The sequence below is a fragment of the Streptomyces sp. NPDC057623 genome, assembly GCF_042800355.1.
Lineage (GTDB): Bacteria > Actinomycetota > Actinomycetes > Streptomycetales > Streptomycetaceae > Streptomyces.
This window is the reverse complement of the sequence record NZ_JBHVGZ010000002.1, coordinates 298,197-324,151: the sequence shown is the minus strand read 5'-3', so window position 1 is coordinate 324,151 and position 25,955 is coordinate 298,197. Positions and strand designations below refer to the sequence as shown.

At 71.2% G+C, this 25,955-nt stretch carries 19 protein-coding genes; 6 read left to right on the top strand and 13 right to left on the bottom strand.

The window, feature by feature from the left end; all coding sequences use genetic code 11:
* Positions 1-192: 192 nt before the first annotated feature.
* Positions 193-3,993 (top strand): multifunctional oxoglutarate decarboxylase/oxoglutarate dehydrogenase thiamine pyrophosphate-binding subunit/dihydrolipoyllysine-residue succinyltransferase subunit, encoded by a 3,801-nt coding sequence (locus ACFU95_RS03625; protein WP_383821117.1) that lies wholly within the window; start codon positions 193-195, stop codon positions 3,991-3,993.
* Positions 3,994-4,106: 113 nt separating this feature from the next.
* Here ACFU95_RS03625 and fxsT read toward each other — a convergent pair whose 3' ends face one another.
* From fxsT to ACFU95_RS03580, 9 genes are all read right to left on the bottom strand, one after another.
* Positions 4,107-7,067, bottom strand: coding sequence for an FxSxx-COOH system tetratricopeptide repeat protein (gene fxsT / locus ACFU95_RS03620; RefSeq protein ID WP_383821114.1), 2,961 nt, complete (start codon positions 7,065-7,067; stop codon positions 4,107-4,109).
* 101 nt (positions 7,068-7,168) lie between these two features.
* Positions 7,169-8,368: an FxsB family cyclophane-forming radical SAM/SPASM peptide maturase gene (locus tag ACFU95_RS03615; protein ID WP_383821111.1), complete on the bottom strand. Its 1,200-nt coding sequence runs from the start codon at positions 8,366-8,368 to the stop codon at positions 7,169-7,171.
* On the bottom strand, positions 8,365-8,517 hold the full coding sequence (locus ACFU95_RS03610; RefSeq protein ID WP_383821108.1) for a hypothetical protein: 153 nt from the start codon (positions 8,515-8,517) through the stop codon (positions 8,365-8,367). Before ACFU95_RS03610 ends, ACFU95_RS03615 begins: the two co-directional genes overlap by 4 nt.
* On the bottom strand, positions 8,514-11,786 hold the full coding sequence (locus ACFU95_RS03605; protein WP_383821105.1) for an SAV_2336 N-terminal domain-related protein: 3,273 nt from the start codon (positions 11,784-11,786) through the stop codon (positions 8,514-8,516). The genes ACFU95_RS03610 and ACFU95_RS03605 overlap by 4 nt, the downstream gene beginning before the upstream one ends.
* 3 nt (positions 11,787-11,789) lie before the next feature.
* A complete protein-coding gene (locus tag ACFU95_RS03600) occupies positions 11,790-12,788 on the bottom strand; it encodes an AAA family ATPase (RefSeq protein ID WP_383821103.1) in 999 nt (332 codons plus the stop codon).
* A 136-nt stretch (positions 12,789-12,924) separates the two neighbouring features.
* A complete protein-coding gene (locus ACFU95_RS03595) occupies positions 12,925-14,877 on the bottom strand; it encodes a trypsin-like peptidase domain-containing protein (protein WP_383821100.1) in 1,953 nt (650 codons plus the stop codon).
* Complete coding sequence (locus ACFU95_RS03590) at positions 14,874-15,230, bottom strand: CU044_2847 family protein (protein WP_383821097.1); 357 nt, start codon at positions 15,228-15,230, stop codon at positions 14,874-14,876. The genes ACFU95_RS03595 and ACFU95_RS03590 overlap by 4 nt, the downstream gene beginning before the upstream one ends.
* 142 nt (positions 15,231-15,372) lie before the next feature.
* Complete coding sequence (locus ACFU95_RS03585; RefSeq protein ID WP_003992906.1) at positions 15,373-15,552, bottom strand: DUF6104 family protein; 180 nt, start codon at positions 15,550-15,552, stop codon at positions 15,373-15,375.
* Between the two features lie 106 nt (positions 15,553-15,658).
* Entirely contained in the window at positions 15,659-16,510 is an 852-nt protein-coding gene (locus tag ACFU95_RS03580; protein WP_383821094.1) for a hypothetical protein, read from the bottom strand.
* Positions 16,511-16,678: 168 nt separating this feature from the next.
* On the opposite strand from ACFU95_RS03580, the gene ACFU95_RS03575 reads away from it, so the two are divergent.
* Both ACFU95_RS03575 and ACFU95_RS03570 read left to right on the top strand, forming a co-directional pair.
* A complete protein-coding gene (locus ACFU95_RS03575) occupies positions 16,679-17,683 on the top strand; it encodes a DUF4097 domain-containing protein (protein WP_383821092.1) in 1,005 nt (334 codons plus the stop codon).
* A gap of 1 nt (position 17,684) precedes the next feature.
* Positions 17,685-18,734, top strand: coding sequence for a helix-turn-helix transcriptional regulator (locus ACFU95_RS03570; RefSeq protein WP_383821089.1), 1,050 nt, complete (start codon positions 17,685-17,687; stop codon positions 18,732-18,734).
* Positions 18,735-18,869: 135 nt separating this feature from the next.
* On the opposite strand, the gene ACFU95_RS03565 is transcribed toward ACFU95_RS03570, so the two are convergent.
* From ACFU95_RS03565 to ACFU95_RS03550, 4 genes are all read right to left on the bottom strand, one after another.
* Entirely contained in the window at positions 18,870-19,433 is a 564-nt protein-coding gene (locus tag ACFU95_RS03565; protein WP_383821086.1) for a Clp protease N-terminal domain-containing protein, read from the bottom strand.
* Positions 19,433-19,642: a helix-turn-helix domain-containing protein gene (locus ACFU95_RS03560; protein ID WP_003997975.1), complete on the bottom strand. Its 210-nt coding sequence runs from the start codon at positions 19,640-19,642 to the stop codon at positions 19,433-19,435. Before ACFU95_RS03560 ends, ACFU95_RS03565 begins: the two co-directional genes overlap by 1 nt.
* Before the next feature lie 110 nt (positions 19,643-19,752).
* A complete protein-coding gene (locus ACFU95_RS03555) occupies positions 19,753-20,715 on the bottom strand; it encodes a zinc-binding dehydrogenase (RefSeq protein ID WP_383821083.1) in 963 nt (320 codons plus the stop codon).
* Positions 20,716-21,218: 503 nt separating this feature from the next.
* Complete coding sequence (locus ACFU95_RS03550) at positions 21,219-22,442, bottom strand: NADP-dependent malic enzyme (RefSeq protein ID WP_383821082.1); 1,224 nt, start codon at positions 22,440-22,442, stop codon at positions 21,219-21,221.
* A 675-nt stretch (positions 22,443-23,117) separates the two neighbouring features.
* On the opposite strand from ACFU95_RS03550, the gene ACFU95_RS03545 reads away from it, so the two are divergent.
* The 3 genes from ACFU95_RS03545 to ACFU95_RS03535 are packed head-to-tail and all read left to right on the top strand — an operon-like array spanning position 23,118 to position 25,833.
* Positions 23,118-24,083, top strand: a complete 966-nt coding sequence (locus ACFU95_RS03545) for an ABC transporter substrate-binding protein (protein ID WP_383821080.1) — start codon at positions 23,118-23,120, stop codon at positions 24,081-24,083.
* Positions 24,084-24,115: 32 nt separating this feature from the next.
* Entirely contained in the window at positions 24,116-25,075 is a 960-nt protein-coding gene (locus tag ACFU95_RS03540; RefSeq protein WP_383821078.1) for an amino acid ABC transporter permease, read from the top strand.
* Positions 25,072-25,833: an amino acid ABC transporter ATP-binding protein gene (locus ACFU95_RS03535; protein ID WP_383821076.1), complete on the top strand. Its 762-nt coding sequence runs from the start codon at positions 25,072-25,074 to the stop codon at positions 25,831-25,833. The genes ACFU95_RS03540 and ACFU95_RS03535 overlap by 4 nt, the downstream gene beginning before the upstream one ends.
* The last annotated feature ends 122 nt before the right edge of the window (positions 25,834-25,955 follow it).

The following is a 25,955-nucleotide window of genomic DNA, read 5'->3' as shown; positions in this document are numbered from 1 at the left end:
CGGGCGATGATCGCGCCATCCCACATGAACCGGAACCTCGCTTGTTTCCCGCCATTTCCAGGCCCGAAACACGCTTTCCGGTGTGACTTACACGACGATGACCTTGCTCAGCCTGACCTTCCCGGCCATGGGGGCGTAGCCTTGATTCCCGCTGTCCATCACCTTGTGAAGCGGAAGAGGGCGGTTGCCGCCGTGTCGCCACAGTCCCCCAGTAACTCGAGCATCTCGACCGACGACCAAGCGGGCAAGAACCCCGCTGCCGCGTTCGGTCCGAACGAGTGGCTCGTCGACGAGATCTATCAGCAGTACCTCCAGGACCCCAATTCGGTAGACCGAGCCTGGTGGGACTTCTTCGCCGACTACAAGCCGGGGGCGCCCGCCGCCTCGGCTCCGGCGGGTACTGCGGCCGCGGGGGCCGCAGAGACCACCACCACGGCTCCGGCCGCACCGGCTGCTCCGGCCACCCCGTCGGTCCCCGCGCCGGCCCCGAAGCCCGCTGCCGCCGCTCCGGCTCCGGCAGCCGCCCCGGCCCCGGCGAAGCCCGCCGCGCCCGCTCCGGCCGCGAAGCCGGCTCAGCCGAAGAAGGCCGAGCCCGCTGCCGCCGCTGCCGGCGGTCCCGAGCTCGTGACGCTGCGCGGCCCCGCCGCCGCGGTCGCGAAGAACATGAACGCCTCGCTGGAGGTGCCCACGGCCACGTCCGTGCGCGCGGTCCCGGTGAAGCTGCTCTTCGACAACCGCATCGTCATCAACAACCACCTGAAGCGCGCCCGGGGCGGGAAGATCTCCTTCACGCACCTGATCGGCTACGCGATGGTGCAGGCCATCAAGGCCATGCCGTCGATGAACTACTCCTTCGCGGAGAAGGACGGCAAGCCGACCCTGGTCAAGCCCGACCACGTCAACTTCGGCCTCGCCATCGACCTGGTGAAGCCCAACGGCGACCGTCAGCTGGTCGTCGCGGGCATCAAGAAGGCCGAGACGCTGAACTTCTTCGAGTTCTGGCAGGCCTACGAGGACATCGTCCGCCGCGCTCGCGACGGCAAGCTGGGCATGGACGACTTCACCGGCGTGACGGTCTCCCTGACCAACCCCGGTGGCCTCGGCACCGTCCACTCGGTCCCGCGTCTGATGCCCGGCCAGTCGGTCATCATGGGCGTCGGCTCCATGGACTACCCGGCGGAGTTCCAGGGCACCTCCCAGGACACCCTGAACAAGCTCGGCATCTCGAAGGTCATGACGCTCACGTCGACCTACGACCACCGGGTGATCCAGGGCGCCGCCTCCGGCGAGTTCCTGCGGATCGTCGCGAACCTCCTCCTCGGTGAGAGCGGCTTCTACGACGACATCTTCGAGGCGCTGCGCATCCCCTACGAGCCGGTTCGCTGGCTCAAGGACATCGACGCCAGCCACGACGACGACGTCACCAAGGCCGCCCGGGTCTTCGAGCTGATCCACTCCTACCGGGTCCGCGGCCACGTCATGGCCGACACCGACCCGCTGGAGTACCAGCAGCGCAAGCACCCCGACCTGGACATCACCGAGCACGGCCTCACCCTGTGGGACCTGGAGCGCGAGTTCGCCGTCGGCGGCTTCGCCGGCAAGTCCCTGATGAAGCTGCGCGACATCCTCGGTGTGCTGCGCGACTCGTACTGCCGCACCACCGGCGTCGAGTTCATGCACATCCAGGACCCCAAGCAGCGCCGGTGGATCCAGGACCGCATCGAGCGCGCGCACACCAAGCCGGAGCGCGAGGAGCAGCTGCGCATCCTGCGCCGGCTGAACGCGGCGGAGGCCTTCGAGACCTTCCTGCAGACGAAGTACGTCGGCCAGAAGCGCTTCTCCCTGGAGGGCGGCGAGTCCGTCATCCCGCTGCTGGACGCGGTCATCGACAGCGCGGCCGAGTCGCGTCTGGACGAGGTCGTCATCGGCATGGCCCACCGCGGCCGGCTGAACGTCCTGGCGAACATCGTCGGCAAGTCGTACGCCCAGATCTTCCGCGAGTTCGAGGGCAACCTCGACCCGAAGTCGATGCACGGCTCCGGTGACGTGAAGTACCACCTGGGCGCCGAGGGCACCTTCACCGGCCTCGACGGCGAGCAGATCAAGGTCTCCCTGGTCGCGAACCCCTCCCACCTGGAGGCGGTGGACCCGGTCCTGGAGGGCGTCTCACGCGCCAAGCAGGACATCATCAACAAGGGCGGCACGGACTTCACCGTCCTGCCGGTGGCGATCCACGGCGACGCGGCCTTCGCGGGCCAGGGCGTGGTGGCCGAGACCCTGAACATGTCGCAGCTGCGCGGTTACCGCACCGGCGGCACGGTCCACATCGTCATCAACAACCAGGTCGGCTTCACGGCGGCTCCCGAGTCGTCGCGCTCCTCGATGTACGCCACCGACGTGGCCCGCATGATCGAGGCGCCGATCTTCCACGTGAACGGCGACGACCCCGAGGCGGTCGTCCGCGTTGCCCGTCTGGCCTTCGAGTTCCGCCAGGCGTTCAACAAGGACGTCGTGATCGACCTCATCTGCTACCGCCGCCGCGGTCACAACGAGTCGGACAACCCGGCCTTCACCCAGCCGCTGATGTACGACCTGATCGACAAGAAGCGCTCGGTGCGCAAGCTCTACACCGAGTCCCTCATCGGTCGCGGCGACATCACCCTGGAAGAGGCCGAGCAGGCGCTCCAGGACTACCAGGGCCAGCTGGAGAAGGTCTTCACGGAGGTCCGCGAGGCCACATCGCAGCCGGCCGCCGCGGAGCCCTCGGACCCGCAGGCCGAGTTCCCGGTCGCCGTGAACACCGCGGTGACCTCGGAGGTCGTCAAGCGGATCGCCGAGTCCCAGGTCAACATCCCCGACCACATCACCGTCCACCCGCGTCTGCTGCCGCAGCTCCAGCGCCGGGCGTCGATGGTCGAGGACGGCACCATCGACTGGGGCATGGGCGAGACCCTCGCCATCGGCTCCCTCCTGCTGGAGGGCGTCCCGGTCCGGCTGTCCGGCCAGGACTCGCAGCGCGGTACGTTCGGCCAGCGCCACGCGGTCATCATCGACCGTGAGACGGGCGAGGAGTACACGCCGCTGCAGTACCTCTCCGAGGACCAGTCGCGGCTGAACGTCTACAACTCGCTCCTCTCCGAGTACGCGGCCATGGGCTTCGAGTACGGCTACTCGCTGGCCCGCCCCGAGGCGCTCGTGATGTGGGAGGCGCAGTTCGGCGACTTCGTCAACGGCGCCCAGACGGTCGTGGACGAGTTCATCTCGTCGGCCGAGCAGAAGTGGGCCCAGACGTCGGGCGTCGTCCTGCTCCTGCCGCACGGTTACGAGGGCCAGGGCCCGGACCACTCGTCCGCCCGCCCGGAGCGCTTCCTCCAGATGTGCGCGCAGAACAACATGACGGTCGCCATGCCGACGTCGCCGTCGAACTACTTCCACCTCCTGCGGTGGCAGTCGCACAACCCGCACCACAAGCCGCTGGTCGTCTTCACCCCGAAGTCGATGCTGCGTCTGAAGGCCGCGGCCTCGAAGGCGGAGGAGTTCACGACCGGGCAGTTCCAGCCGGTCATCGGCGACTCCTCGGTCGACCCGGCCGCCGTCAAGAAGGTCGTCTTCTGCGCGGGCAAGGTCTACTACGACCTCGAGGCCGAGCGGAAGAAGCGCGGCGTCACGGACGCTGTAGCTGCCGAGACGGCGATTATCCGCATCGAGCGCCTGTACCCGCTGCCGGGTACCGAGCTCCAGGCCGAGATCGCCAAGTACCCGAACGCCGAGAAGTACCTGTGGGCCCAGGAGGAGCCGGCGAACCAGGGTGCGTGGCCGTTCATCGCGCTCAACCTGATCGACCACCTGGACCTGGCGGTCGGCGCCGAAGTCCCGCACGGCGAGCGCCTGCGCCGGATCTCCCGTCCGCACGGGTCGTCCCCGGCGGTGGGTTCGGCCAAGCGCCACCAGGCCGAGCAGGAGCAGTTGGTGCGTGAGGTGTTCGAGGCGTAGTCCTCGGGCGGTTCAGCCGAACCTCAGGGCCCGGTGCCGAGTTCATCCTCGGTGCCGGGCCCTTTCGCCTGCCCGTGGGGGTGGTGGAGAGCGTGCGCGGTGGAGTCGGCTGATCAGATCGGCTGCGGCTCGAAGTCCCAGTACGGGCGCTGTCGTTCGAGGATGTGGCGGGTCTGGGGGTGGTCGGCGCCGAGCCGTGAGGTCAGGCGGGCCACCGTGTCCTGGTACAGCGCCTCGGACTCGTCCCGTTCGCCCAGCTCAGCCAGGTCCAGTGCGAGCCCGGCCCGCAGGCTGATGGTGAGCACATGCGCGTCGCCCAGGACGCGCGCGGAACGGTCGGCGGTCTCCCGGCCCAGCGCTGCCGCCGCCTCGATCTCTCCTACGCCGGTCAGGGCGGCGACCTCGTTCTTGGCGCAGCCGATGGCCCAGGGGTGGTCCCGGCCCACCGCCCGCCGCATCTGACGGGCGGTCTGCCGGGACACCTCCAGCGCGGCCCGGTTCTCGCCCATGTCACGCATGACGGTGGCGACGTTGTCCCGCGCGCCGATCGCGTACGGGTGACGGTCGCCGAGCTGGGCGGCGTAGTGGGTGGCGGTGGCTTCTGCCAGGTCCCTGGCCTCCTCCGTACGCTCCAGGTCGCGCAGCAGCATCGCGTAGTCGCAGGACACCATCAGGGTCTCCGGGTGCAGCACGCCCCGGCGGCGGATCAGCTTCTCGCGGACGCCGCGCAGCATGGCGTGCGCGAACTGGAGGTCTCCGACCCGGCGGGCGCACAGGGCGAGGTTGTGCTCGGCGAGCAGGGTCTGGCTGTGGGTACGGTCCAGGACCTGGCCGTGGACACGGGAGTTGTGGCCCTGGATGGTCAGGGCCTCGCGGTAGCTGCCGAGCAGCCGCAGCATCCAGGCGGTGCGCAGCGAGGAGTTGAGGGTGAGGGCGTCGCGTTCGCCGAGTAACTCCAGGCGGGCCTCGTAGATCCTGCGGTGCAGGGCGAGCGACTCGGTGTAGTGGCCCTGGAGGCCGAGGGCGACGGCGAGGTTGCTGCGGACGGCGAGGGTGCGCGGTACCTGTGCGCCGCCGAGTTCCGCGGCGGCGCTCGCGGCGGCCTCCTCGAACAGGGCGCGGGCCTCCGGGTAGCGGCCGAGCGCCATGAGGGTGCCGCCGAGGCCGTCCTTGGCGCGGATCACCTCGATCGGCCGGACGTCGGGGGCGCGTTCGAGCCGCCCGAGGATCTCCCGGCCGACCGTCTCCGCCTCCGCGTACTTGCCCGCTCTGCGCAGCATGTTGGCGAGCTGGTGGACGGCCACGAGCACCGAGCGGTCGGTGTCGCCCGAGGTGGCCCGCCAGTGCTCCACGGCCTTGCGGCTGAGCAGCCATCCGTCGTGGTACTCGCCCCGCATCCGCAGGTACTCGATGCAGTTGAGGACCAGTTCGCGCGCGTCGTCGTCGTCCGACTCCAGGGCCCCGGAGGGTTCGAGGTGCGGGATGAGGGCGGCGTAGCGGGCCCAGTTGCCGGCCGAGGAGGAGTCGCGCGGGTCCGCGGAGACGAGGACCTTGCGGGCGGCGGCCGAGTAGCGCTCGGCGTCGGCGGGCGACTGGATGGACCGTACGAAGCGGTGGAAGAGGCGGTGCATGCGCAGGGTGCCGACGGTCTGGGTGTCCATCCGCGGCCCGGGTTCGTACTCGATCCGCATGGAGGTGATCTCGGACAGCCGGCGCAGGGCGGTGTTCCAGCTGCTGGGCTCGGCGATCAGCTCGTCCAGTTCGGCGGGCAGGTCGCCGTGCCGGGCGGTCTGGAGCAGCCGTACCGGCACCACGTCGTGCGAGAAGCAGACGAGCAGGTTGAGCAGCTGCCAGGCGGACTCCGAGCCGTCGCGCAGGGTGTTGACGAGCTTCGCCCAGGCGACCTCGAAGCTCTCCGGGTACTGGCCGGAGGCCATGACGCCGAAGCGGTCCGGGCGGCCGTCGCGGATGTCCCGGATGTAGTCGTCGACCGGCACGGTCGGGTTGATGTCCAGCCAGGCGGCCGTCTGGTCGAGCAGCAGGGGCATGTCCTCCACGGCCTCGGCGAGGCGCGCGGCCTGGTTGTCGCTGAGACGTTCCGTGCGGCGCCCGGCGAAGGCGACGCTCTCACGGCGTTCGAAGACGGGCACGGCGATGTTCTCGGCGTGGGCGCCCCACTCGCTGCGGTGGGTGGTGACGAGGATGTGGCCGCGGCCTTCGGGCACCAGGTCGATCACCCGCTCCGGGTCGCCGGCGCCGTCCAGGACGAGCAGCCAGGGCCGGGCGGTGTGGTCGAGTTCGCGGCGGACGGCCGTGATGGTGGCGGCGAGGTCGCCGGAGTCCCGCAGGTCCAGGGCGGGTGCGAGGTCGGCGAACTGCTGGCGGGCGGTGACGCGCTGGGCGGCGTTGATCCACCAGACGATGTCGTACTCACCGGCGAACCGGTGGACGTACTCCAGGGCCAGCTGGGTCTTGCCGAAGCCGCCGGGGCCGAGCAGCGCCACGGCGGCGCCGTCGGGTCCGGCGGCGGAGAGGGCGCCGTAGACCTTCTCCAGCAGTTCGGTGCGGCCGATGAAGCGGCGGTTGCGGCGCGGGACGTGCCAGACGTCCGGCGGATCGTCGGGGAAGCGGGGGCCTCGGCGCAGGTCGATCAGGACGCCCGGGGCGGGTATGCCCGCGCACTCCAGGACCCGGCTGCGCGCGACCTCGGGCCGCAGACCGCGCAGTTCGACGGGGGCCAGGGCGATGACGGCCTCGGGCATGGGCCGGGCGGTGATGCTCACGGCGGCTATGCGGTCCTGGTAGGCCGGCAGCACCTGTCGCAGGGCCTCGGCCCAGGCGTCGAACCGCTCGTCGCCCAGTCGCTCGTGCCAGTCGTCGATCACGAGCAGGACGCGTCCCGGCGCGCTGAGCAGGCTGGTGAACGCCTCGGCGGTCGGCGGTCGGCGCAGCGGGTTCCACCTGATCAGCGTGGTGCCCCGTCCCGCGGCCCGGATCTGGTGGTCGATCCACTTGGCCCAGGACTCGCTCTGTCCGGCGAAGACCACCGTGACGTGTCCGAGTTCCGCCGCCATCTCGCCGTATCCCCTCGACTGAACCTGGTCACGACTGTGCACAGGTTATTCAATTGTGCGTCAAATCGGTTCCAGAGGTAATGAGTTGAGCATTGTTCCAGTCACCGGGCCGGGCGGGACGTCCGCTCCAGCCGGTGCGCGACGTGCCGGACGAGCCGCTCCAGGTCGGCGCAGTAGACACTGGGATGCCGGAACCCGGTCCCGGGAGCGTACCGGTGCACGTAGTTCCCGCCCCCGCACACCTTCCCCACGGGGCAGCCCAGACACTCCTCGGCCAGCGCCCGCTCCCCCAGCTGCCGTGCGGCGACGCCGGGATGGCGCAGGGCCTGGTCGAACGGGTGCCGGTGGACGTCGAGCCCGGTCTCCGAGGCGCCCGCGTACGCCGACCTGAGTGAGTCGACCTGCTCGATGGCACCGTCCGTCTCGACCACGACGGCCGCCATCGGTGACAGCCCCACGGCCTCGGCGCGGCTGGGAGAGCCGAGCAGCAGCCCGGCGATCTCCTGGAACAGCCGTACGCGCGTGCTGAGCCGTCCCTCGTCCCACCAGGCGTCGAAGACGGTGGCGAGCCAGTCGCCGTAGGGCGTGGGGTGGGGGCGGTGCCTGCCCGGGGGCCGGCTCGTCGTACCCGGGGGCGGCTGGGCCCAGTTGGCGTGCGGGAGGAGGAAGTCGACGCCTGGCGGGTGCAGCGCGAGGAGCGAGCGGTAGACGTCCAGGGGGTCGGCGGCCAGGTCGATCGTGCAGAGGATTCCGGCGTACGACTTCGGTCGCGCCGCGAGCCGGCGCGCCGCCGCGTGGGCGGCGGGCCAGGCGGGGCGCCCGGCGTGGTCGGTCCGGCGGGCGTTGTGCGCGGCTCGCCCGCCGTCGAGGCTGAGGCCGACCCGGATGTCCGCGTCGGCGAGGCGGTCGAGGGCCTTGGCCGTCAGGAGGGTGCCGTTGGTCTGGACGGTGGCGGTGACCCGGCAGTCGACGGCCTCGCGTACCGCGGCGGCGTAGGCGAGGACGGGGCCGGGGCCGGTGAGGAGGGGCTCGCCGCCGTGGAGTTCGATGCGGACGGTGTCGAGGCGGTGGGCGCGGACGTGCTCGGCGATCCGGTCCGCGGCGCGGCGCATGGTGCGCTCGGAGACGCGGGCCGGGCGGTCACGCCAGCCGTGGTCGGGGCCCTGGTAGAGGTAGCAGTAGGTGCAGTCGAGGTTGCACCGGCCGTGCACCTTCAGCACGAACTGCCGGAAGGGGACCGGCCGGTGGGCCGTGGTGTCGAGGAGGGCGTGCGGCCACGGCGGGTGGGGGCGGGTCGTCATGGGGCGTCTTCGTAGTGGGCGACGACGGGGTTCTCCCCCTCACGGGTACGGAGTTCGGCGAGGATCGCCGCCAAAACCGGGTGGTCGGTGTGGTCGGGTGGCGCGATCTCCGGGAGGGGTATGTGGGTGTCGTCGGTGGGGAGGGTCACTCGTCGGCCGTTTCGGGGGACAGGCGGGAGATGCGCGAGCTGAGGAGGCGGATGCTCTCCCGGTCGGCCGTCCGGCGCAGGGCACGCCGGTAGTCGGCGAGGGCTTCGTAGGCCCTGCCCATCTCCTCTCGCGCCCGGCCCCGGACCATGAGGGCCCCGGCGACCAGCTCGCCGTCATCCGCCTCCTCGGCGAACTCGACGGCCTGTCCGCACAGGTCGATCGCCGTGTGCAGATGGGCGAGCGCGTCCGTGCGCTCGTACAGCAGCCGGGACACGGCTGCCCGGCTGATCAGACCGTGCGCGAGGAGCACCGGCTTCTCGGAGCCGCGAACGGCTTCCGCGAACAGCCAGTCGGCCTCGTACAGGTCGGTCAGCACACGGGTCTGGAGGTAGCGGTGGTGGTAGGCGCGGCCCAGGTTCCAGCGCCGCCACGGCAGCCGGGGATCGTCCGGCAGGGACTCGTCGACCGCCTGGCGCAGATGGTCCACGCTCCTGGCGATGTCCACGGCCTCCGCGCTCAGGACGGACCTGGCGTAGAAGGCCAGGCCGAGGTCGGTCAGCACCACCGGCCGCCGTGGGTCGTCCTCGTCGAGCAGCGGTACGGCCTGTCCCCAGGCGTCGACGGCGCGGTACAGCTCGGCCGGGTCCGCGGACTGCTCGTAACGGTCGCGATAGATCTTCCCGGCCCGCACCAGACCGTCGAACCGCAGCTCCTGGTCGTCGCCGGCGGCCTGGAGGGCCTGCTCCACCGCGTACAGCAGCAGCCCCTCCTCGCGCTCGGTGTGCGGGATCTCGACGGCGACCGCCACGTCCAGCCAGATCCGGCAGCGCTCGGCGGCCGGCAGGGCGCGCTCGTCCCGGACCGCCTCCATGAGGTCCTCGGCGGCACTCGCGGCGGCGTCGGCGGCGACCCCGTCGTGGCCCTCGCGCTCCCGGGCCAGTTCGAGCCACAGCCGTCCCCGGGCCACGAGGGCGAGCACGGCGCCGGACAGCTGGAACCACACACTCGCCGCGTCGACGGCCCGCCGCAGCTGGAGCAGGCGCCAGTCCGGGGTGTAGGGCCCGACGTCCCCCAGCGCCCGCCGCACGCCGGTCAGCGCCTCCGCGGCGGCACTCCTGCGGGCCCGTGCCGCCGCCTCCGGGTCCTCGTCCGCCAGCACCGCGCCGAGGTTGAGGTCGGCCAGGTACAGCAGGACGTCCCGCGCCCGCTCCGTCGCCCGCGCCGGTTCGCCCCGGGCCCAGTCCCGCAGGCTCCGCGGAATCCCGTCGAAGTCGGCCCCGCTCTCCGGCACCTCCTGCGCCTGGGCCCAGCACACCAGTCCGAGTACGAGCCGTCCGCGCATCGTGACGGCCTGCCCGTCGAGCGCCTCCCACGCCTCCAGCAGGTCCTCGCCCACGCGGCGCACCCGCCACCGGGCGAGCAGCGCGTGGGCCAGTTCCTCGCCGGCGGCGATCCGCTCACCGCCCGACCCCGTGACCGCGACGGCCTGCCGTGAGTACTCCACCGCGGCGTCGAGTTCGCGGGTGAGGCCCTCGCCGTCGAACCGCGCGAGCGCCTGCCGGCCCAGGTCGAGCAGTTCCGTCGCGCTCTGCCCGGCGGCCATGGCTCCCGCGGCCATGGCTCCCGCCACCGCGGGCAGCCGCGCCCCCAGATCCCTCAGCACCTCGGCCGACACCTCGGCGAACGCCCGCAGCCCGGCCGGTTCCCGCTCCCCCGAGGGACCGGCCGGCCCCTCCCGGTGCGCGCCCGGCGGCACGGCGCCCCGCAGAAACGCCCCGGCCAGCGCGGGGAAGTTCCGCGCGCTGCGCCCGAACTTGCGCTCCACGTACTCGGAGCAGTGCTTGAACAGCAGCTCCACCTCGCCGACCGTCAGCCGGGACCGCAGCTCGCTCGCCACCCCCGGCAGGAAGTCGTAGCGGACGGCCCGTGGATCGTCCGCGTCCTCCCGGCGCCGCAGCAGCCCGCTGAGCAGCACTTCGGACAGTACGTCCGGCCCGCTTCCGGCCAGCATGGCGTGCTGGACGAGCTGCATCACCGGCAGGTACAGCGGCACCGCGGACAGATACACGGCCAGTCGGCGCGCCTCGGACGACGCCGGACGCCAGAACGCGCGCACGCGCTCCGCACCGCTGCGTTCCTGCGCCGCCCGCACCGGTGCGGCGGACGCGGGATGGCCGGCCCGCACCCAGGCGGCCGCGGCGGACAGCGACTGTCCCGTGGCGCCGGACACCAGTCGCGCCCAGCCCTCCACCGACTCCCGCCGCGGCGCGAGCACGGGGACGGGCAGCGCCCCGAAGGCCACCGGCTCCTTGTCGGGCCGGAACAGCAGCGACCCGGCGGGCCCCTCACGCCGGTGCAACATGCCCCGCCGGGCGGGCAGATGGGTGCGCAGCCACATCCGCTGCGGCAGCGGCTGCACGACGGCCACGGGCGCGGTGGTGGCCCAGCGGTGCAGCAGCCGCTGCATCTGCCCGCTGCGCCACATGGGTCCGGCGCAGTCGCTGAGGAGCAGCGTGACGCGCCGTCCGGTCGGGTCGCTGAGCTGCTCCGGTGCGTGGAGGACGGCACCGGGCTCCGGGGTGGCCGCGCAGCCGGGCAGTCCGCCCGGCGCCTCGTGCAGATAGCGCACCTGCACCTCACGGAAGGCACCGGCGCGGGCGCAGACCTGGCGCATCTCGTCGAGGGCCTGCTGCCATACGACCGTGGAGGTGGAGACGTCCATCAGGAGCAGCAGGCGGGCCTCGCGGCGCCGGTCGGTGCGCAGGACGGGCAGGACGAGGCCGGACTCGGCGGCGCGTTCGGCGGTGGCGTGCTCGTCGAGGGTGCGCGGGACGGGGCGCACGGGGGCGCGGTAGCGCTGGAGGGGCCGTAACCCCCGTTGCAGGGCGAGGGGTTCGGGCAGGGCGGGTGCGGCGGGGACACGGACCGGGGTCATCCGGACGTCGGTGTCGTCGCCGCCGGGTCCGGGCGCGAACAGGCGGGCGCTGTCCGGCTGCAGCAGGCCGTCGTCCCCGGCGGGCGGGCGGGGGGCCCGGGGCGGGTGCGGGGGCGGGGTGCCGGTGCCGACGGCCGCTCCCGGACCGGAGGGGGGAGGCCCTCCCGCCCTGTCGGCCTGTGCCGGGGCGGACGGCAGCCAGCGGGCCAGCCACAGCGCGTCCGCCAGCTCCTCGACGCCGGGCGGGATGCCCGCGTCCCGCATACGCGCGACCAGCGCCGTGAGCACGGGGCTCACGCCGCTGGCCGGGATGCCGGGAGCGGGGGGCGTCATCGGCTACCGGGGCCCTCGGTCGAGGGGCTGCATCAGCAGTTCCGAGATCTCCTCGCGCCGCCGGTCGGCCTCCCGGGCGGCGTGCTGGGCGAGGAAGATGGCGTTGAGCAGCTGGTCGGTGGGGCGCAGCGCGCCGTCGGCCTCGGACCTGGTGAACTGGTCGACGAGGTCGCGGTTGGCGTCGTAGGCACCCTGCCCGAAGTGGGCCTGGACGAGGGCGGCGAGCCTTTCGTCGCGCGGGGCCTTGAGATCGAGCGGGATGCAGCGACGCAGCAGCGCGGCGGGGAACTCGCGCTCGCGGTTGCTGGTCATGATGACGAACGGGAAGGCGTGACAGTGGACCTGACCGCCCGTCACCGTCACCCGGCGCCCGTCGTCGGTGAGGACCCGCACCTGAGGGTCGCGGTCGGCGATGCGCTCCAGCTCGGGGATGGCGAAGCGGCCTTCCTCCAGGACGTTGAGCAGGTCGTTCGGCAGGTCGATGTCGCTCTTGTCCAGCTCGTCGATGAGCAGTACCCGGGGCTTGTCGGCGCCGAGCAGAGCGGTGCCGAGCGGGCCGAGCTTGATGTACCGGCCGATGTCCCCGGCGCCTTCCTCACCGGGCAGCTGGGCGTCCTGGAGGCGGCCGATGGCGTCGTAGGTGTAGAGGCCGTCGCGCAGCTCGCTGCGGCTGACGATCGGCCACTCCAGGACGCGGCCGAGGTCGAGCTCGTAGGCGACGGAGTGGGCGAGCGTCGACTTGCCGACACCCGGTTCGCCGGTGACGAGGAGCGGGCGGCGCAGATACAGGGCGGCGTTGACGAGTTCGAGGGCGTCGGGGTCCTGGACGGGCAGCGGGACGGCCCGCTCGCCGAGCCTGCGGTGGGTGGCGGAGTCGAGTTGCGGGACGTCGTAGTCGACGGTCGGGGCGTCGAACTTCCGCCAGGGCGGTGGTTCCGGCAGCGCGTCGATCCTGGCCGGATCCGGCTGCCCGACACCCCGGTAGATGAACCACTCGCTCATGGTGCGCTCCTCGTCGACGGTCGGCGGTAGTCCACGTCCTGGCCGACGGGAGCGTCGTGCGCCCGCAGCGGGCCCCTGAAAACATACCCGCAACTGCCTTGGTACACCTGAGATTTCGGCCAGCCGTGGATGCTGTTCACAGGGGCGCGTCCACCGTCTCGGTCTCCTCGGCCGGCAGGGGCCGGCGCGGGTCGTCGTAGAGCAGGGCGAGCGGTTCGGCCCAGGTGCTGCCGGGGCGCTGCTCGCTGATGTCCTGCCGTACGTGCCGCAGCCGGTCGGGGAGTTCGGCGAGGGAGCCGAGCGTTTCGAGGAACTTCTCCACGCGCGCGTGGAGCGTGTCGCACTCCGGCAGACAGGCGCCGCGCTCCGGGTGCGGGCCGATGTGCCAGAGGGCCACGGCGTGGCCGCTGCTCAGCGCGTGCTTCATGGCGACGTTCCCGGTGCCCTGTCCGGCCGGGCGGCACATCACGGGGATGCGGTGGCGCTCGGCGGCGCGGTAGCCCGAGGGGTCCACGGCGCCCGGCGGGGGCATGCGCCAGCCCTCGAAGCGCCGCCCGGCCGTCATGCCCTGCCAGCGGTCGCGCCAGAGGTTGTCCGGATATCCCCGGCGCTCGAGAGCGCGCAGCACGAGGCGACGGCGTGCGCCCAGGTGACCGGGGTCGTTCAGCGCGGCGATGTCCGCGAACCGCCAGCGGTGCACGGCGGTGTCGAAGTGCTCGGCGGGCAGTCCGACTTCGAGCGGTACGGGGTGGCCCTCCCGGTCCTTGGACTCCAGCAGTCCGCCCAGCGGGACGCGCAGCGCCTGGACGAGTTCGTCGGGCCGGCAGCCGTGCACGGAGGGGTCCGTCTCGTGGACCTCGGGCAGGCCGTCGCCGTCGTCGTACCAGATCTGCCAGAAGAACCGGACGGGCTGCGCACCGATCACCGGGTCCAGCAGCAGGGCCACGACGGGGCCCTCCCCCGGGCCGGGGTAGGAGATCACCACGCGCTCGGGGCCGGTGCCCCCGGAGGGCGGCCGGAGTTCGTCGGGCAGGGCGACGTCCCTGGCCAGCGCGTGCAGATGGCGGCGGGGGTCGTGGCGCAGGCGCTTGGTGATCCAGCCTGCGAGGAGGGGACTGCCGGTGTCCCGCGCGCAGGCGTGGGCCTCGACGAGCCTGAGGTAGCGCAGGAAGGTGAGCGGGTCGAGCGGGGCGGTGCCCTCGTAGAGCAGGCCGTGGCCGTCGCGCCAGGTCCGCAGCTCGGGCGTGCTGCCGGACCACTGGCTGCCGCTGCGCGCCTCCTTGGCGATGAGCTTGACGGTGGGCTCGTCGGGCGGCGGCGGCAGCGCGGCGAGCAGGGCGAGCGCCTTGCGGCGGTCGCGGGGCGTCCAGACCGCGCCCTGGTCGGCCGTCGGCCCGCCCTGGAGGTCGATCCAGTTGTCCCCGCTCTCCGACATCGGCTCCTCGCCGTGCCAGCGGTCGTGGGCGGCCATGACCGTGCGGTATGTCTCCCCGAACCGGCGCAGCGCGGCGATGGCCACCGCCTTGCCGCCGTCCTTCTCCCTGCGCCGCGACTTGATCAGCCCTACGACGGCTCCCGTCGCCGGGTCGAACAGCGGACCACCCGACATCCCGCTCGGGAGGTCGATGTCGGGCTTGATGATCAGCCCGTGTGTGTCCTCCTGGCCGTTGATCACGGCGTCCACCACGCGGAAGTGGGCCTCGGGCGGCCCGGGGTAGTAGCCGCAGGCCTTCAGGGCCCCGAAGTGGCGGGCGGCGCGGTCGGTGAGCCACACGCACTCGTGCGGATGCTCACCGACCAGCCGGACCAGGGCCAGGTCCTCGGCCAGCGGGACCTTGGGGCTGCGCGGGTCGGTGATCAGCCACTGCGCGAGCCGGGCCTCGGCGTCTACGCCCTCGCCGCGCACCCGGAACACGACCGTGCGGTCCGCCGCGAGGTACGGGCGCAGCACATGGGCGGCGGTCAGCACCCAGCCGGGCGCGACGAAGAAGCCGCTGCCCCACAAGGGGCTGTCCTTGCCTCCCGCGGGGAGCAGATGAACGGTGGCGGCCCTGACCAGCTCGAAGAGACGATCGTCGCGCTCGCTCATGTGCCGACCGCTCTCTCGTCGCCCTCCCCCGCGCCCCCACGGTCGAACTGCCAGGTGAGGGTGACCTCCAGGGACGCCTTGGCCTCTCCGCGTGCGAGCACGGCGACCGCCAGGCCCTCCTTGGCGGTCAGCTCCACGCCGAAGGTGATGGATGCCTCGTCCGGCCCGGCCGACCGGGCCGCGTCGAGGACGGTGCCGCCGACGGCCTTGATCAGGTCCTGGAGCTGTTCGACCTTGGCGACGGCGGTCTCGGTGAAGCCGACGTCCTCCTGGTCGTCGTAAGGGTCGGCCGCGCCGATCCGGGCGGTGATCACCTCGCCGTTCGGCAGTTCGATGTCCTGGATGTGACTCATACCGCTCCCCCGAAGAGCCGAGCCGTCAGGTCAACCGATCCTGGACGGCGCCCACTTGAACAGCGACGAGGCTAATACCCAGGTTGGTTGCAGGAGTATGCGGGACGGGGCCGGTCGGCCGGACCGGTCCGTCGGAGGGGCCCTACTCGTCGTCCTCGTCGTCCAGGCGTGCCAGCCACGTCGCCAGCCGCTCCACCGGCACTTCGAAGTCCGGGTTGAGATCGACGAACGTCCGCAGCTGCTCGGCGAGCCACTCGAAGGTGACCTCCTCCTCGCCGCGCCGCTTCTCCAGTTCTTCGATGCCACGGTCGGTGAAGTACAACTCTTGCTCCTGATACTGACGGGACTGGCCCTTGGGCCACTGCCGGACTGACCCTCGGGGCCTGCTCCCTCAGGGTATGCCGCACCGGGCCGGCCTTTCCCCGGTGTCAGTCGGGTACGTGTGTGACGTCGTACGCCAGCGCCAGCGCGCCGTGCGCCAGCAGTACCGCGCCCGCCGCGATCCAGCCGCCACTGTGCCGTCGCAGACCCCAGATCGTGAGGGGCAGGCCGGCCGCGACCTGGGCCAGGGCGAGGGTGGGGGTGGGGGCCCGGGGACCGCCTGCCCAGGGCAGCCAGGGGCCGAGGCGGCCGCCCTCGACGGCGTCGAGTTCCGCGCGCAGGGCGTCACGCCAGCCCGACCACTCGATCAGCCGGATGTGCGGCTGGACGCGGGCGGCCGCCTGGAGGCTGTCGGCGTCCTCGCCGGGCGCGAGGCCGAGGGGCAGCGACACGCCCGCGCGCGTGAGGACGGCGATCAGGCCACGCATGCGTGCCCATGCGTCGGCCGCGGAGTCGGGGCGCGTCAGCTCGTCGAGGGACTGCACGTCCAGGACCGGATCGAGACCGAGCCGGCCGGCGAAGGTGCGCATGGCCTCGTCCTCGCCGGCCGGGGTGCCGTTGGCGAGCCAGACGTAGCCGACGGGGCGGCGGAAGCCCGCGGCGAGGGTGTATCCGGCGTGGTCGGCGTCCCACCACAGGGCGAGGACGGGCCAGGGGGCGCCGACGGCGAGGGCGGTGGCCCAGCCGGTGAGAACCTGGTCGACGGGTTCGCCGCGTTCGAGCCACGGTCGCCCCTCGGGGACGAGCACACTCCACTCCCCGCCGGCCGACGCGAGCAGCATGTCCTCGCGCAACAGCCGGGCGGCGGGGGCGACGGACTCGGGCTCCGCGCGGCAGAGCAGCAGGGCTCCCGGGGCGGGGCGGGCCTGGCGAGCGGTCCTGGACTGTTCCGTCGACATGACAACACGCTAGGCCGTTTTGTCCCTCTCGGGAGATTTGTGATCACCAGAACGAGTGCCTTGACTTTCGATGTCCACGATATATCGTGTTTCTCATAAGACGCGATATGGCGTGTCGTGTTCAGATCGGCCGTGCGGCCGAGTCCGGTCGCCCAGGAGGTCCGCACCATGTCCGAGTGGTCCGTAGCAGAGTCCGAGAAACTCACCTTCGACGAGCCGGTGAGCGAGCTCCAGGTGCGCATCGCCGGCGGAACGGTCAACGTCGTGGGGACGGACGAGGGTTCCGCCCGCCTGGAGATCTCCGAGATCGAGGGCCCGCCCCTGGTGGTGACCCAGCGAGACGGCACCCTGACCGTGGCGTACGAGGACCTGCCCTGGAAGGGCTTCCTGAAGTGGCTCGACCGCAAGGGCTGGCGCCGCAGCGCGGTGGTCTCCCTGGCCGTACCGGCCGACACGCGCGTCGAGGTGGGCGTGGTCGGCGCCGGCGCGGTGATCTCCGGGATCCACGGCCCGTCCGTCGTCAAGGGCGTCACCGGCGACACGACACTCGTCGGCCTGTCCGGCCCGGTCCGCGCCGACACGGTCTCCGGGAACGTGGAGGCCCAGGCCGTCACCGGTGAACTCCGCTTCAGCTCCGTCTCCGGCGACCTCACGGTCGTCGACGGCTCCGGCCCCTCCGTGAAGGCCGACTCCATGAGCGGCTCCATGATCGTCGACCTCGACCCGGAGGGCCCGACCGACGTCCGGCTGACCAGCGTCTCGGGCGAGATCGCCATTCGCCTGCCGGCCCCGGCGGACGCGGACGTCGAGGCCAACACCGCGAGCGGCAGGATCTCCAACGCCTTCGAGGGCCTCCGGGTGCACGGCCAGTGGGGCGCCCACAAGATCACCGGTCGCCTCGGCGCCGGCACCGGCAAGCTCCGGGCGACCACGGTCTCCGGCTCGATCGCGCTGCTGCGCCGCCCGCCGAGGGAGGAGGAGCCGTGGGAGGCTCAGGCCCGGGAGGAGCCCGAGCCGTCGGCCGAGGACGCGACGACCGACCCGCTGCCCCGCGCCCCTCACCTCTCGGGGGACAATTCCGTCTCCGGCCAGAGCGACGACCCGACGGACACCCCGCCCGGCACCCCACCCCACGCCCCGGCCGACGGCACGACCGACAAGAAGGTGCTCTGACATGCCTCCCGTCTTCGCCCACGGCCGCCTGCGCCTCTACCTGCTGAAGCTGCTGGACGAGGCCCCGCGCCACGGCTACGAGGTGATCCGCCTCCTCGAAGAGCGCTTCCAGGGGCTGTACGCACCGTCGGCCGGCACCGTCTACCCCCGGCTGGCCAAGCTGGAGGCCGAGGGCCTGGTCACCCACACCACCGAGGGCGGCCGCAAGGTGTACGCCATCACGGACGCGGGCCGCGCCGAGCTGGCCGACCGCTCCGGCGAACTGGCCGACCTGGAGCTGGAGATCAGGGAGTCGGTCGCCGAACTGGCCGCCGAGATCCGGGCCGATGTCCGCGGCGCGGCAGGCGACCTGCGCCGCGAGATGCGGGCGGCGGCGTCCGAGGCCCGCCAGGGCAACAGCACCAGGCCGGACGCACCCTTCTCCGACCTCTCCGACTACACCGACAAGGAGGCGTGGCGCGCCGCCAAGGAGGAGATGCGCCGCGCCAGGCAGGAGTGGAAGGAACAGGCCCGGCGCGCCAAGGACGAGAGCCGCCGCGCCCGCGAGGAGGCCCAGCGCGCCCGGCGGCAGGCCAAGGAGGCCCAGGACCAGGCCCGGACCGAGGCCCAGGAGGAGGTCCAGCGCATCGCCCGCCGGGTCCAGGAACACGTACAGGACCACTTCGTGCGCGGCGACTGGCCGACGGGTGTGCGGGAGGGCCTGACGGAACTGGCCAAGGAGTTCGGCGACTTCGGCAAGAACTACGGCAAGGAGTTCGGCCGGGACTTCGGCTTCGGCCGCCAGGACACTCCCAAGTCACCCCAGCACCACCCCGACTACTCCGACACCCCCGAGGACTTCCCCGCCGACTACGAACCCGCCTGGGCCCACGAGCCCTCCACCGACGACCCGGCCCGGGACCTGGACCGCCTGCTCGACCGCTTCCGCGACGACATCCGCGACGCGGCGAGGGACCACGGCGTGACACCGGACCAGCTCCGCGACGCCCGCCGCCACTTGTCGTCGGCGGCGGCACACATCGGAGCGCTGCTGCGCACGCCGAAGGCATGACGCAGCCCCTGGGCAGTGCGACTCACGCCATGACCGCACTGCCCAGCCCCGCACTCCGCAACCGGCACCCGGCACCCGGCACCCGGCACCCGGCACCCGGCACCCGGCACCACGATCCGCTCGGGCGAGCCCACCTCACCCGGCCTTGGCCTCTCCCTCGCCGTACAGCACCCGCGTGACCGCCTCGTACGTCACGCCCTGATCGGCGAGAACCTCGGCGGGCACCCCGGGACGGCTGGTCAGCGCCAACAGAATGTGCTCATCGCCGATGTGCTGATCCCGACGGGCGACGGCGATACGCAGCGCCCGCTCCAGCACATCCTTTGCCCCACGGCTGAACGACCGCCGCCCGGACCACCACCCCTTGTCCTTCGGATCCCCGGCCAGCACCCCGACCCCGTGCGCTTCCTCCACCCGGGCGACGATCTCCGCGACATCGATCCCCAGCCCGGCCAGCGCGTCGGCCTCGGCCTGCGACATGCCGCCCCGCCGCCGGGCCTCGCCCAGCGCCCGCCGCACGGATTCCAGCCACCGTCCACCCCCGAGCGAAGCGAGCGCGAACGAGGCCCGACCGCCCTCCCGATCAAGCAGGGCGAGCAGCAGGTGCTCGGCATCAACGCGCTGCGCCCCACCCCTCTCGGCGTGCTCAACCGCCCCGGTCACCACCGCACGGGCATCCTTCGTGAACCGCTCGAACATCAACGCCTCCCGTACTTCTTGTGCACGGCCTGCCTGCTCACCCCGAGTTCCGCGGCGATCTCCTGCCACGACCACCCCTGATTGCGCGCACTGCGCACCTGCACCGCCTCCAGCTGCTCCAACAGCCGGCGCAACGCCGCAACGGCCCGCAATCCGACCCGCGGATCGCGATCACCGGCCCGCTCGGCAAGATCTGTCGCTTCAGTCATAGCGTCAACATAAGTTGACAAGCAAGCTCCCGTCAACCCACATTGACAACCAAAACGGCGGGCCAAGGGCAAAGCCCCAGACCCGCCGCAAGGCGCAAAAACACACTCAGTCAGTTGGTGAGCACGATCTTCCCGAACTGCTCCCCGGACGCCATCCGCTCGAAGCCCGCACGGGCCCGCTCCATGGGAAGCACGTCATCGATCACCGGCCGCACCCCGGTGGCGGCGCAGAAGGCGAGCAGATCCTCGAGCTCGTCCTTCGTCCCCATCGTGGACCCGACGACCTTCAACTCCAGGAAGAAGATCCGTGTGAGCTCGGCATGCGAGGGCCGGTCCCCACTCGTGGCACCGGAAATGACCAGCGTGCCCCCGGGCTTCAGCGACTTCACAGAGTGCGACCAGGTGGCGGCACCGACGGTCTCGATCACGGCGTCGACCCGCTCCGGCAGCCGAGCCCCGGACTCCACGGCCTCCACGGCCCCCAGCTCCACGGCCCGCTTGCGCTTGGCCTCGTCCCGGCTGGTGGCGAAGACACGCAGCCCCGCGGCCTTCCCGAGCACGATGGCAGCAGTGGCCACCCCGCCCCCGGCCCCCTGCACGAGCACGGAGTCCCCCGGCCGTACCCCCGCGTTCGTGAACAGCATCCGGTACGCGGTCAGCCAAGCCGTAGGCAGACAGGCCGCCTCCTCGAAGGAGAGCTCCTTGGGCTTGGGAAGAACGTTCCACGTGGGCACGGCGACCTGCTCGGCGAAGGTCCCCTGGTACCGCTCGGTGAGAATGGACCGGGGCTCCCTGGGCCCCACCCCGTGCCCGCTCTGTCCGATCACGGAGTGCAGGACGACCTCGTTGCCGTCCTCGTCGATCCCGGCGGCATCACAGCCGAGGATCATCGGCAACCGTTCCTCGGGCAGACCCACGCCCCGCAGGGACCAGAGATCGTGATGGTTGAGCGAGGCGGCCTTGACGTTGACGGTGCTCCAACCGGGGCGGGCCTCAGGGGCCGGACGCTCCCCCAACTCCAGTCCGGAGAGCGGCTCGTCGCGGTCGATTCGGGCGGCATAGACAGCGAACATGACCTCGACGATAGGCTCCCCCGCCGACCGACGGAACCACAGCCCCCTGTGAGACACACCCGCTTGACGAGCCACACAACATGCGATGGCCCCCACGGTCCCGCGCACGGCGGCAAGCGGCCGAGCGCGTGAATCTCGCGCACCCCCACGGGCCCGGCGGCCGCGTACGGCGGCAAGGGGACGCGTCGGGGGGTGTCCGCCCGCAGAGTCCTGTGTCAAGGCTCGGCACCTCCTGGCAATACGCCAGCCCACCGGACCGAGGACGGACACCCCCCGACGCGGCCCCGACCCACAAACCAACCGAACCGCGCTACACGCACCCCCACCGAACCCGCACAGGCGCCGCAGGCATCCACCCCCGAACCCGCACCCGCACCCCCACCCACCAGCAACAGACCACCACAAGCACCCACCCCCACTCCACCCGAACGGCCGCACCGCACCCCCGGACAAAGAAGATGGCCCCGCCCATCCCGGGCGGGGCCACACAGCTCACCACGGCGTCACCGCCGAGCGACCCCCTCCGCCCGAGCCGCCGCGGCGACCGCGGCCGTAACCGCCGGCGCCACCCGCTCGTCGAACGGCGACGGAATGACGTAGTCCGCGGCAAGGTCGTCCCCCACCACAGCCGCCAACGCCTCAGCCGCCGCGATCTTCATGCCCTCGGTGATCCGGGACGCCCGCACCTGAAGCGCGCCCGCGAAGATCCCCGGGAACGCCAGCACGTTGTTGATCTGGTTCGGGAAGTCGGACCGCCCGGTCGCCACGACCGCCGCGTACTTGTGCGCGACGTCGGGGTGCACCTCGGGGTTCGGGTTGGCCATGGCGAACACGAACGCGCCCTCGGCCATGGAGGCGACCGCTTCCTCCGGCACCGTACCGCCGGACACGCCGATGAAGACGTCGGCGCCCTCCAGAGCCGCCTCCAGCGACCCGCTGATGCCCGCCTTGTTCGTGAACCCGGCCAGCTCGCGCTTGACCGACGTCAGGTCGTCCCGGTCGGCCGACACGATGCCCTTGCGGTCGGCGACGGCGACGTCCCCGATACCGGCCTCGACCAGCATCTTCGCGATGGCGACACCAGCCGCGCCCGCCCCCGAGATGACGGCCCGCAGATCCCCGAGCCCCTTCCCGGTCAGCCGCGCAGCGTTCCGCAGCGCGGCCAGCGTCACGACGGCCGTGCCGTGCTGGTCGTCATGGAAGACCGGGATGTCCAGCCGCTCCTGGAGCTTGCGCTCGATCTCGAAGCACCGCGGCGCCGAGATGTCCTCCAGGTTCACGCCACCGAAGGACGGCGCGAGCCGCACCACGGTCTCGACGATCTCGTCGACGCCGGTGCAGGCGAGAGCGATCGGAACGGCGTCGACGCCGCCGAACTGCTTGAACAGAATCGCCTTCCCCTCCATCACCGGAAGGGAGGCCTCGGGCCCGATGTCACCGAGCCCGAGAACGGCCGTGCCGTCGGTCACCACGGCGACGACGGACGACTTCCACGTGTAGTCGTGCACGAGCTCCGGCTGCTCGGCAATCGCGCTGCACACCTTCGCGACGCCGGGCGTGTACGCCAGGGACAGGTCGTCCTTGTCCCGGACCGGCACGGTGGCCTGCACGGCCATCTTGCCGCCACGGTGCAGCGCGAACGCCGGATCGAAGGAATCGAGGGGCTCGACCCCGCCGTCCTGATCGGTATTGCCGCCGCTGCGAGGATTGACGATCTCCGCTGCCACTTTGTCTGACCCCTTAAGTGTTCATGGTTTGAGGGTGGGACCACTCCTGGTGAGAAGTGGGCGGGGACGCGTATGACCCTGCTCGTTGATACGTGCGACGTACGACGTACGGGCACATACGCGACGGGCGCGCCGCACACGCGCCCTGAGCCCCGGATGAGGGGTGTAAAGAACCTTCTTACCGGACGGACGCCGCCGACGACGAGTCCAATACGTCCAAGATCACATGACAGGAAGGGAAACACGCACGCGGACAACACGAATCGGACACAAGCCGATGACGGCCCCGGTGTGATTCGTGGCCAAATAAGCGGACAATCAACGATGTAAACCGTAAGCAACGACCGTCACCCGCAAACCCGACCCACAATCAGTCCGCCATCAGTGCGTAACCCGGGACAGACCGAAGATCTTCCGGCCGGAAGGGCAGATTCCCGCAGAAGGTGCGGCCAGGATGTCCGACCTGAGGCGGTTCGGAAGTCACCCGTTATCCGATTTTGACATCGCGGGCGCCCTGAATGCCTAAGTCCGAATGGCAAGATGCCGTAATCACACGAGGTCGCGGCACTCGAAGGTGTGTGCTCTCGTCGACCTACGAAACCAAGGCGCCGGCCGAACTCTTCGGCGGGCGCCCGCCCCATCGGCAACTCCACCCATCCGCCGGAGGAACCCACCATGACCGCAAGCTCCACCCGTCGTACGACCGCCACGCGCTCCCGGCTGGCAGCGGTCGGCTCGATCGCGGTCGCAGGCGCCCTGATTCTCACCGGTTGCGGTGACCAGACGAACGACAGCGGCGGCGACGGCACGAACGAGACCGGGAAGTCGAGCGCCGCCCCGCTGTTCGACAAGCTGCCCAAGAAGATCCAGGACGCGGGCGTCATCAAGGCCGGCACGAACGCCGAGTACGCCCCGATGGAGTTCCAGGAGGGTGGCAAGATCGTCGGTGTCGACCCCGACATCGCCGCCGCGCTCGGCGAGAAGCTGGGCGTGGAGTTCCAGTTCACCTCCGGCTCCTTCGACGGCCTGATCACCGCCCTGAACTCCGGCCGCTACGACGTGGCCATGTCCTCCATCACGGACACCCCGCAGCGCCAGGACGGCCTGGACGACAAGGGCAAGAAGCTCGGCCCGGGTGTCGACTTCGTCGACTACTTCACGGCCGGCACCGCCGTGTACGTCCAGAAGGGCAACCCGAAGAAGATCAACTCGATCGCGGACCTCTGCGGTCAGACGGCGGCCGTGCAGCGCGGCACGACGTACGAGAAGGCGTTGCAGACCCAGTCCAAGGCCTGCACGGACGGCGGCAAGAAGAAGATCAACATCGAGTCGTTCGAGAACGACACCGAAGCCCAGACCCGCGTGAAGTCGGGCGGCGCGGTCGCCGGCGTCAACGACTACCCGGTGGCCGTGGACCTGGCCCGCAAGTCCGGCGGCGGCAACGACTTCGAGGTCGTCGGCGAGCAGGTCGACGCCGGCCCGTTCGGCATCGCGGTGAACAAGGAGAACAAGCAGCTGACCGCGGCCCTCGAAGAGGCCGTCAACGCCATCATCGAGGACGGCACGTACAAGAAGATCCTCGCGAAGTGGGGCGCCGAGTCCGGCGCGATCGACAAGGCCGCGATCAACGGCGGCAAGTGACCGTCCCGGGCAAGCACTGAAGGGCAGTCACAGTGACTGACAAGTTCGACAAGGAGCCGGCCGACGCGAAGCCGTCGGCCGCCGTCTCCAAGGAGGGCGGGATCCCGCCCGAGGCGATCAAGGCCATCCCGGTACGGCACTACGGCCGCTGGGTCAGCGGTGTCGTCGTGCTGGCCCTGGTGGCCCTGCTCGTCAACGCCTTCGCCACCGCCGAGAAGATCCAGTGGAACGCCGTCGGCGACTACGTCTTCGACCCCACGGTCCTCGCGGGCGCCGGCCGCACCCTGCTGATCAGCGTCCTGGCGATGGTCATGGGCGTGGTCCTGGGCGTGATCCTGGCCGTGATGCGCCTGTCCAAGAACCCGGTGACGAGCTGGGTGGCCTGGGTCTACATCTGGTTCTTCCGCGGTACGCCGGTCTACGTCCAGCTGCTGCTGTGGTTCAACCTGGCGCTGATCTTCCCCGTGCTGAATCTCGGTCCGATCTACAAGGACGAGATGGTCGACGTCATGACCCCGTTCATGGCCGCCCTGCTGGGTCTGGGCCTGAACGAGGCGGCGTACATGGCGGAGATCTGCCGAGCCGGCCTGATGGCCGTCGACGAGGGCCAGACCGAGGCGTCGCACGCGCTCGGCATGAGCCACGCGAAGACGCTGCGCCGCATCGTGATCCCGCAGGCGATGCGGGTGATCGTGCCGCCGACCGGCAACGAGTTCATCAACATGCTGAAGACCTCGTCGCTGGTGTACGCGGTGACGTACAACGAACTGCTGCGCGCCACCTCCACGATCGGCTCCACGTCGTACGCCGTGATGGAGATGCTGTTCGTGGCGTGCATCTGGTACCTGGTCATGACCAGCGTGTTCAGCGTCTTCCAGTACTACCTGGAGCGTCGTTACGCCCGGGGCTCGACGCGGAACCTGCCGCCGACGCCGTGGCAGAGGATCAAGGTCAACATGATGGCCTTCAGCCGCGAAAGGGGTGGCGCATGACCGCCATGGTGAAGGCCGAGGGCGTCCACAAGTCCTTCGGTCCGGTCCAGGTCCTCCAGGGCATCGACCTGGAGGTGAAGTCCGGCGAGGTGTTCTGCCTCATCGGCCCCTCCGGCTCCGGCAAGTCGACGTTCCTGCGGTGCATCAACCACCTGGAGAAGATCAACGCCGGGCGGCTGTACGTCGACGGTGAGCTGGTCGGCTACCGCCAGAAGGGCGACAAGCTGTACGAGCTCAAGGACAGCGAGGTCGCGCTCCAGCGCCGGGACATCGGCATGGTGTTCCAGCGGTTCAACCTGTTCCCGCACATGACGGCGCTGGAGAACGTCATGGAGGCGCCGATCCAGGTCAAGGGCGTGAGCAAGGCCCAGGCCAGGGAGCGCGCGAGGGAGCTCCTCGACCGCGTCGGCCTCGCCGACAAGGCCGGGAACTACCCCGCCCAGCTCTCCGGCGGCCAGCAGCAGCGCGTGGCCATCGCCCGGGCGCTGGCGATGGACCCGAAGCTGATGCTCTTCGACGAGCCGACCTCGGCCCTCGACCCGGAGCTGGTCGGCGACGTCCTCGACGTCATGCGCGACCTCGCCGAGTCCGGCATGACGATGGTCGTCGTCACCCACGAGATGGGCTTCGCCCGGGAGGTCGGTGACAGCCTGGTCTTCATGGACGGCGGCGTGGTCGTCGAGTCGGGTGACCCTCGCGAGGTCCTGACGAACCCGCAGCACGAGCGGACGCAGGCGTTCCTGTCCAAGGTGCTCTGACGGTACGACGGTGAAGGGGCGGTACGAGATCCTCGTACCGCCCCTTCACCATGTCGCACCGGCCCTCTACGGCAGCAGCGAGGGCGCCGTCACCACGTCACGCCCGGCAGCATCCCGGTCCC

Bases quoted from the DNA above. Each gene is read 5' to 3' on its own strand.
- ACFU95_RS03560 (WP_003997975.1), bottom strand. From the start codon at position 19,642: ATGACTGAAGCGACAGATCTTGCCGAGCGGGCCGGTGATCGCGATCCG.
- ACFU95_RS03615 (WP_383821111.1), bottom strand. From the start codon at position 8,368: ATGACGACCCGCCCCCACCCGCCGTGGCCGCACGCCCTCCTCGACACC.
- ACFU95_RS03570 (WP_383821089.1), top strand. From the start codon at position 17,685: ATGCCTCCCGTCTTCGCCCACGGCCGCCTGCGCCTCTACCTGCTGAAG.
- fxsT (WP_383821114.1), bottom strand. From the start codon at position 7,067: ATGGCGGCGGAACTCGGACACGTCACGGTGGTCTTCGCCGGACAGAGC.
- ACFU95_RS03580 (WP_383821094.1), bottom strand. From the start codon at position 16,510: ATGTCGACGGAACAGTCCAGGACCGCTCGCCAGGCCCGCCCCGCCCCG.
- ACFU95_RS03555 (WP_383821083.1), bottom strand. From the start codon at position 20,715: ATGTTCGCTGTCTATGCCGCCCGAATCGACCGCGACGAGCCGCTCTCC.
- ACFU95_RS03590 (WP_383821097.1), bottom strand. From the start codon at position 15,230: ATGAGTCACATCCAGGACATCGAACTGCCGAACGGCGAGGTGATCACC.
- ACFU95_RS03535 (WP_383821076.1), top strand. From the start codon at position 25,072: ATGACCGCCATGGTGAAGGCCGAGGGCGTCCACAAGTCCTTCGGTCCG.
- ACFU95_RS03545 (WP_383821080.1), top strand. From the start codon at position 23,118: ATGACCGCAAGCTCCACCCGTCGTACGACCGCCACGCGCTCCCGGCTG.
- ACFU95_RS03565 (WP_383821086.1), bottom strand. From the start codon at position 19,433: ATGTTCGAGCGGTTCACGAAGGATGCCCGTGCGGTGGTGACCGGGGCG.
- ACFU95_RS03600 (WP_383821103.1), bottom strand. From the start codon at position 12,788: ATGAGCGAGTGGTTCATCTACCGGGGTGTCGGGCAGCCGGATCCGGCC.
- ACFU95_RS03605 (WP_383821105.1), bottom strand. From the start codon at position 11,786: ATGACGCCCCCCGCTCCCGGCATCCCGGCCAGCGGCGTGAGCCCCGTG.
- ACFU95_RS03595 (WP_383821100.1), bottom strand. From the start codon at position 14,877: ATGAGCGAGCGCGACGATCGTCTCTTCGAGCTGGTCAGGGCCGCCACC.
- ACFU95_RS03575 (WP_383821092.1), top strand. From the start codon at position 16,679: ATGTCCGAGTGGTCCGTAGCAGAGTCCGAGAAACTCACCTTCGACGAG.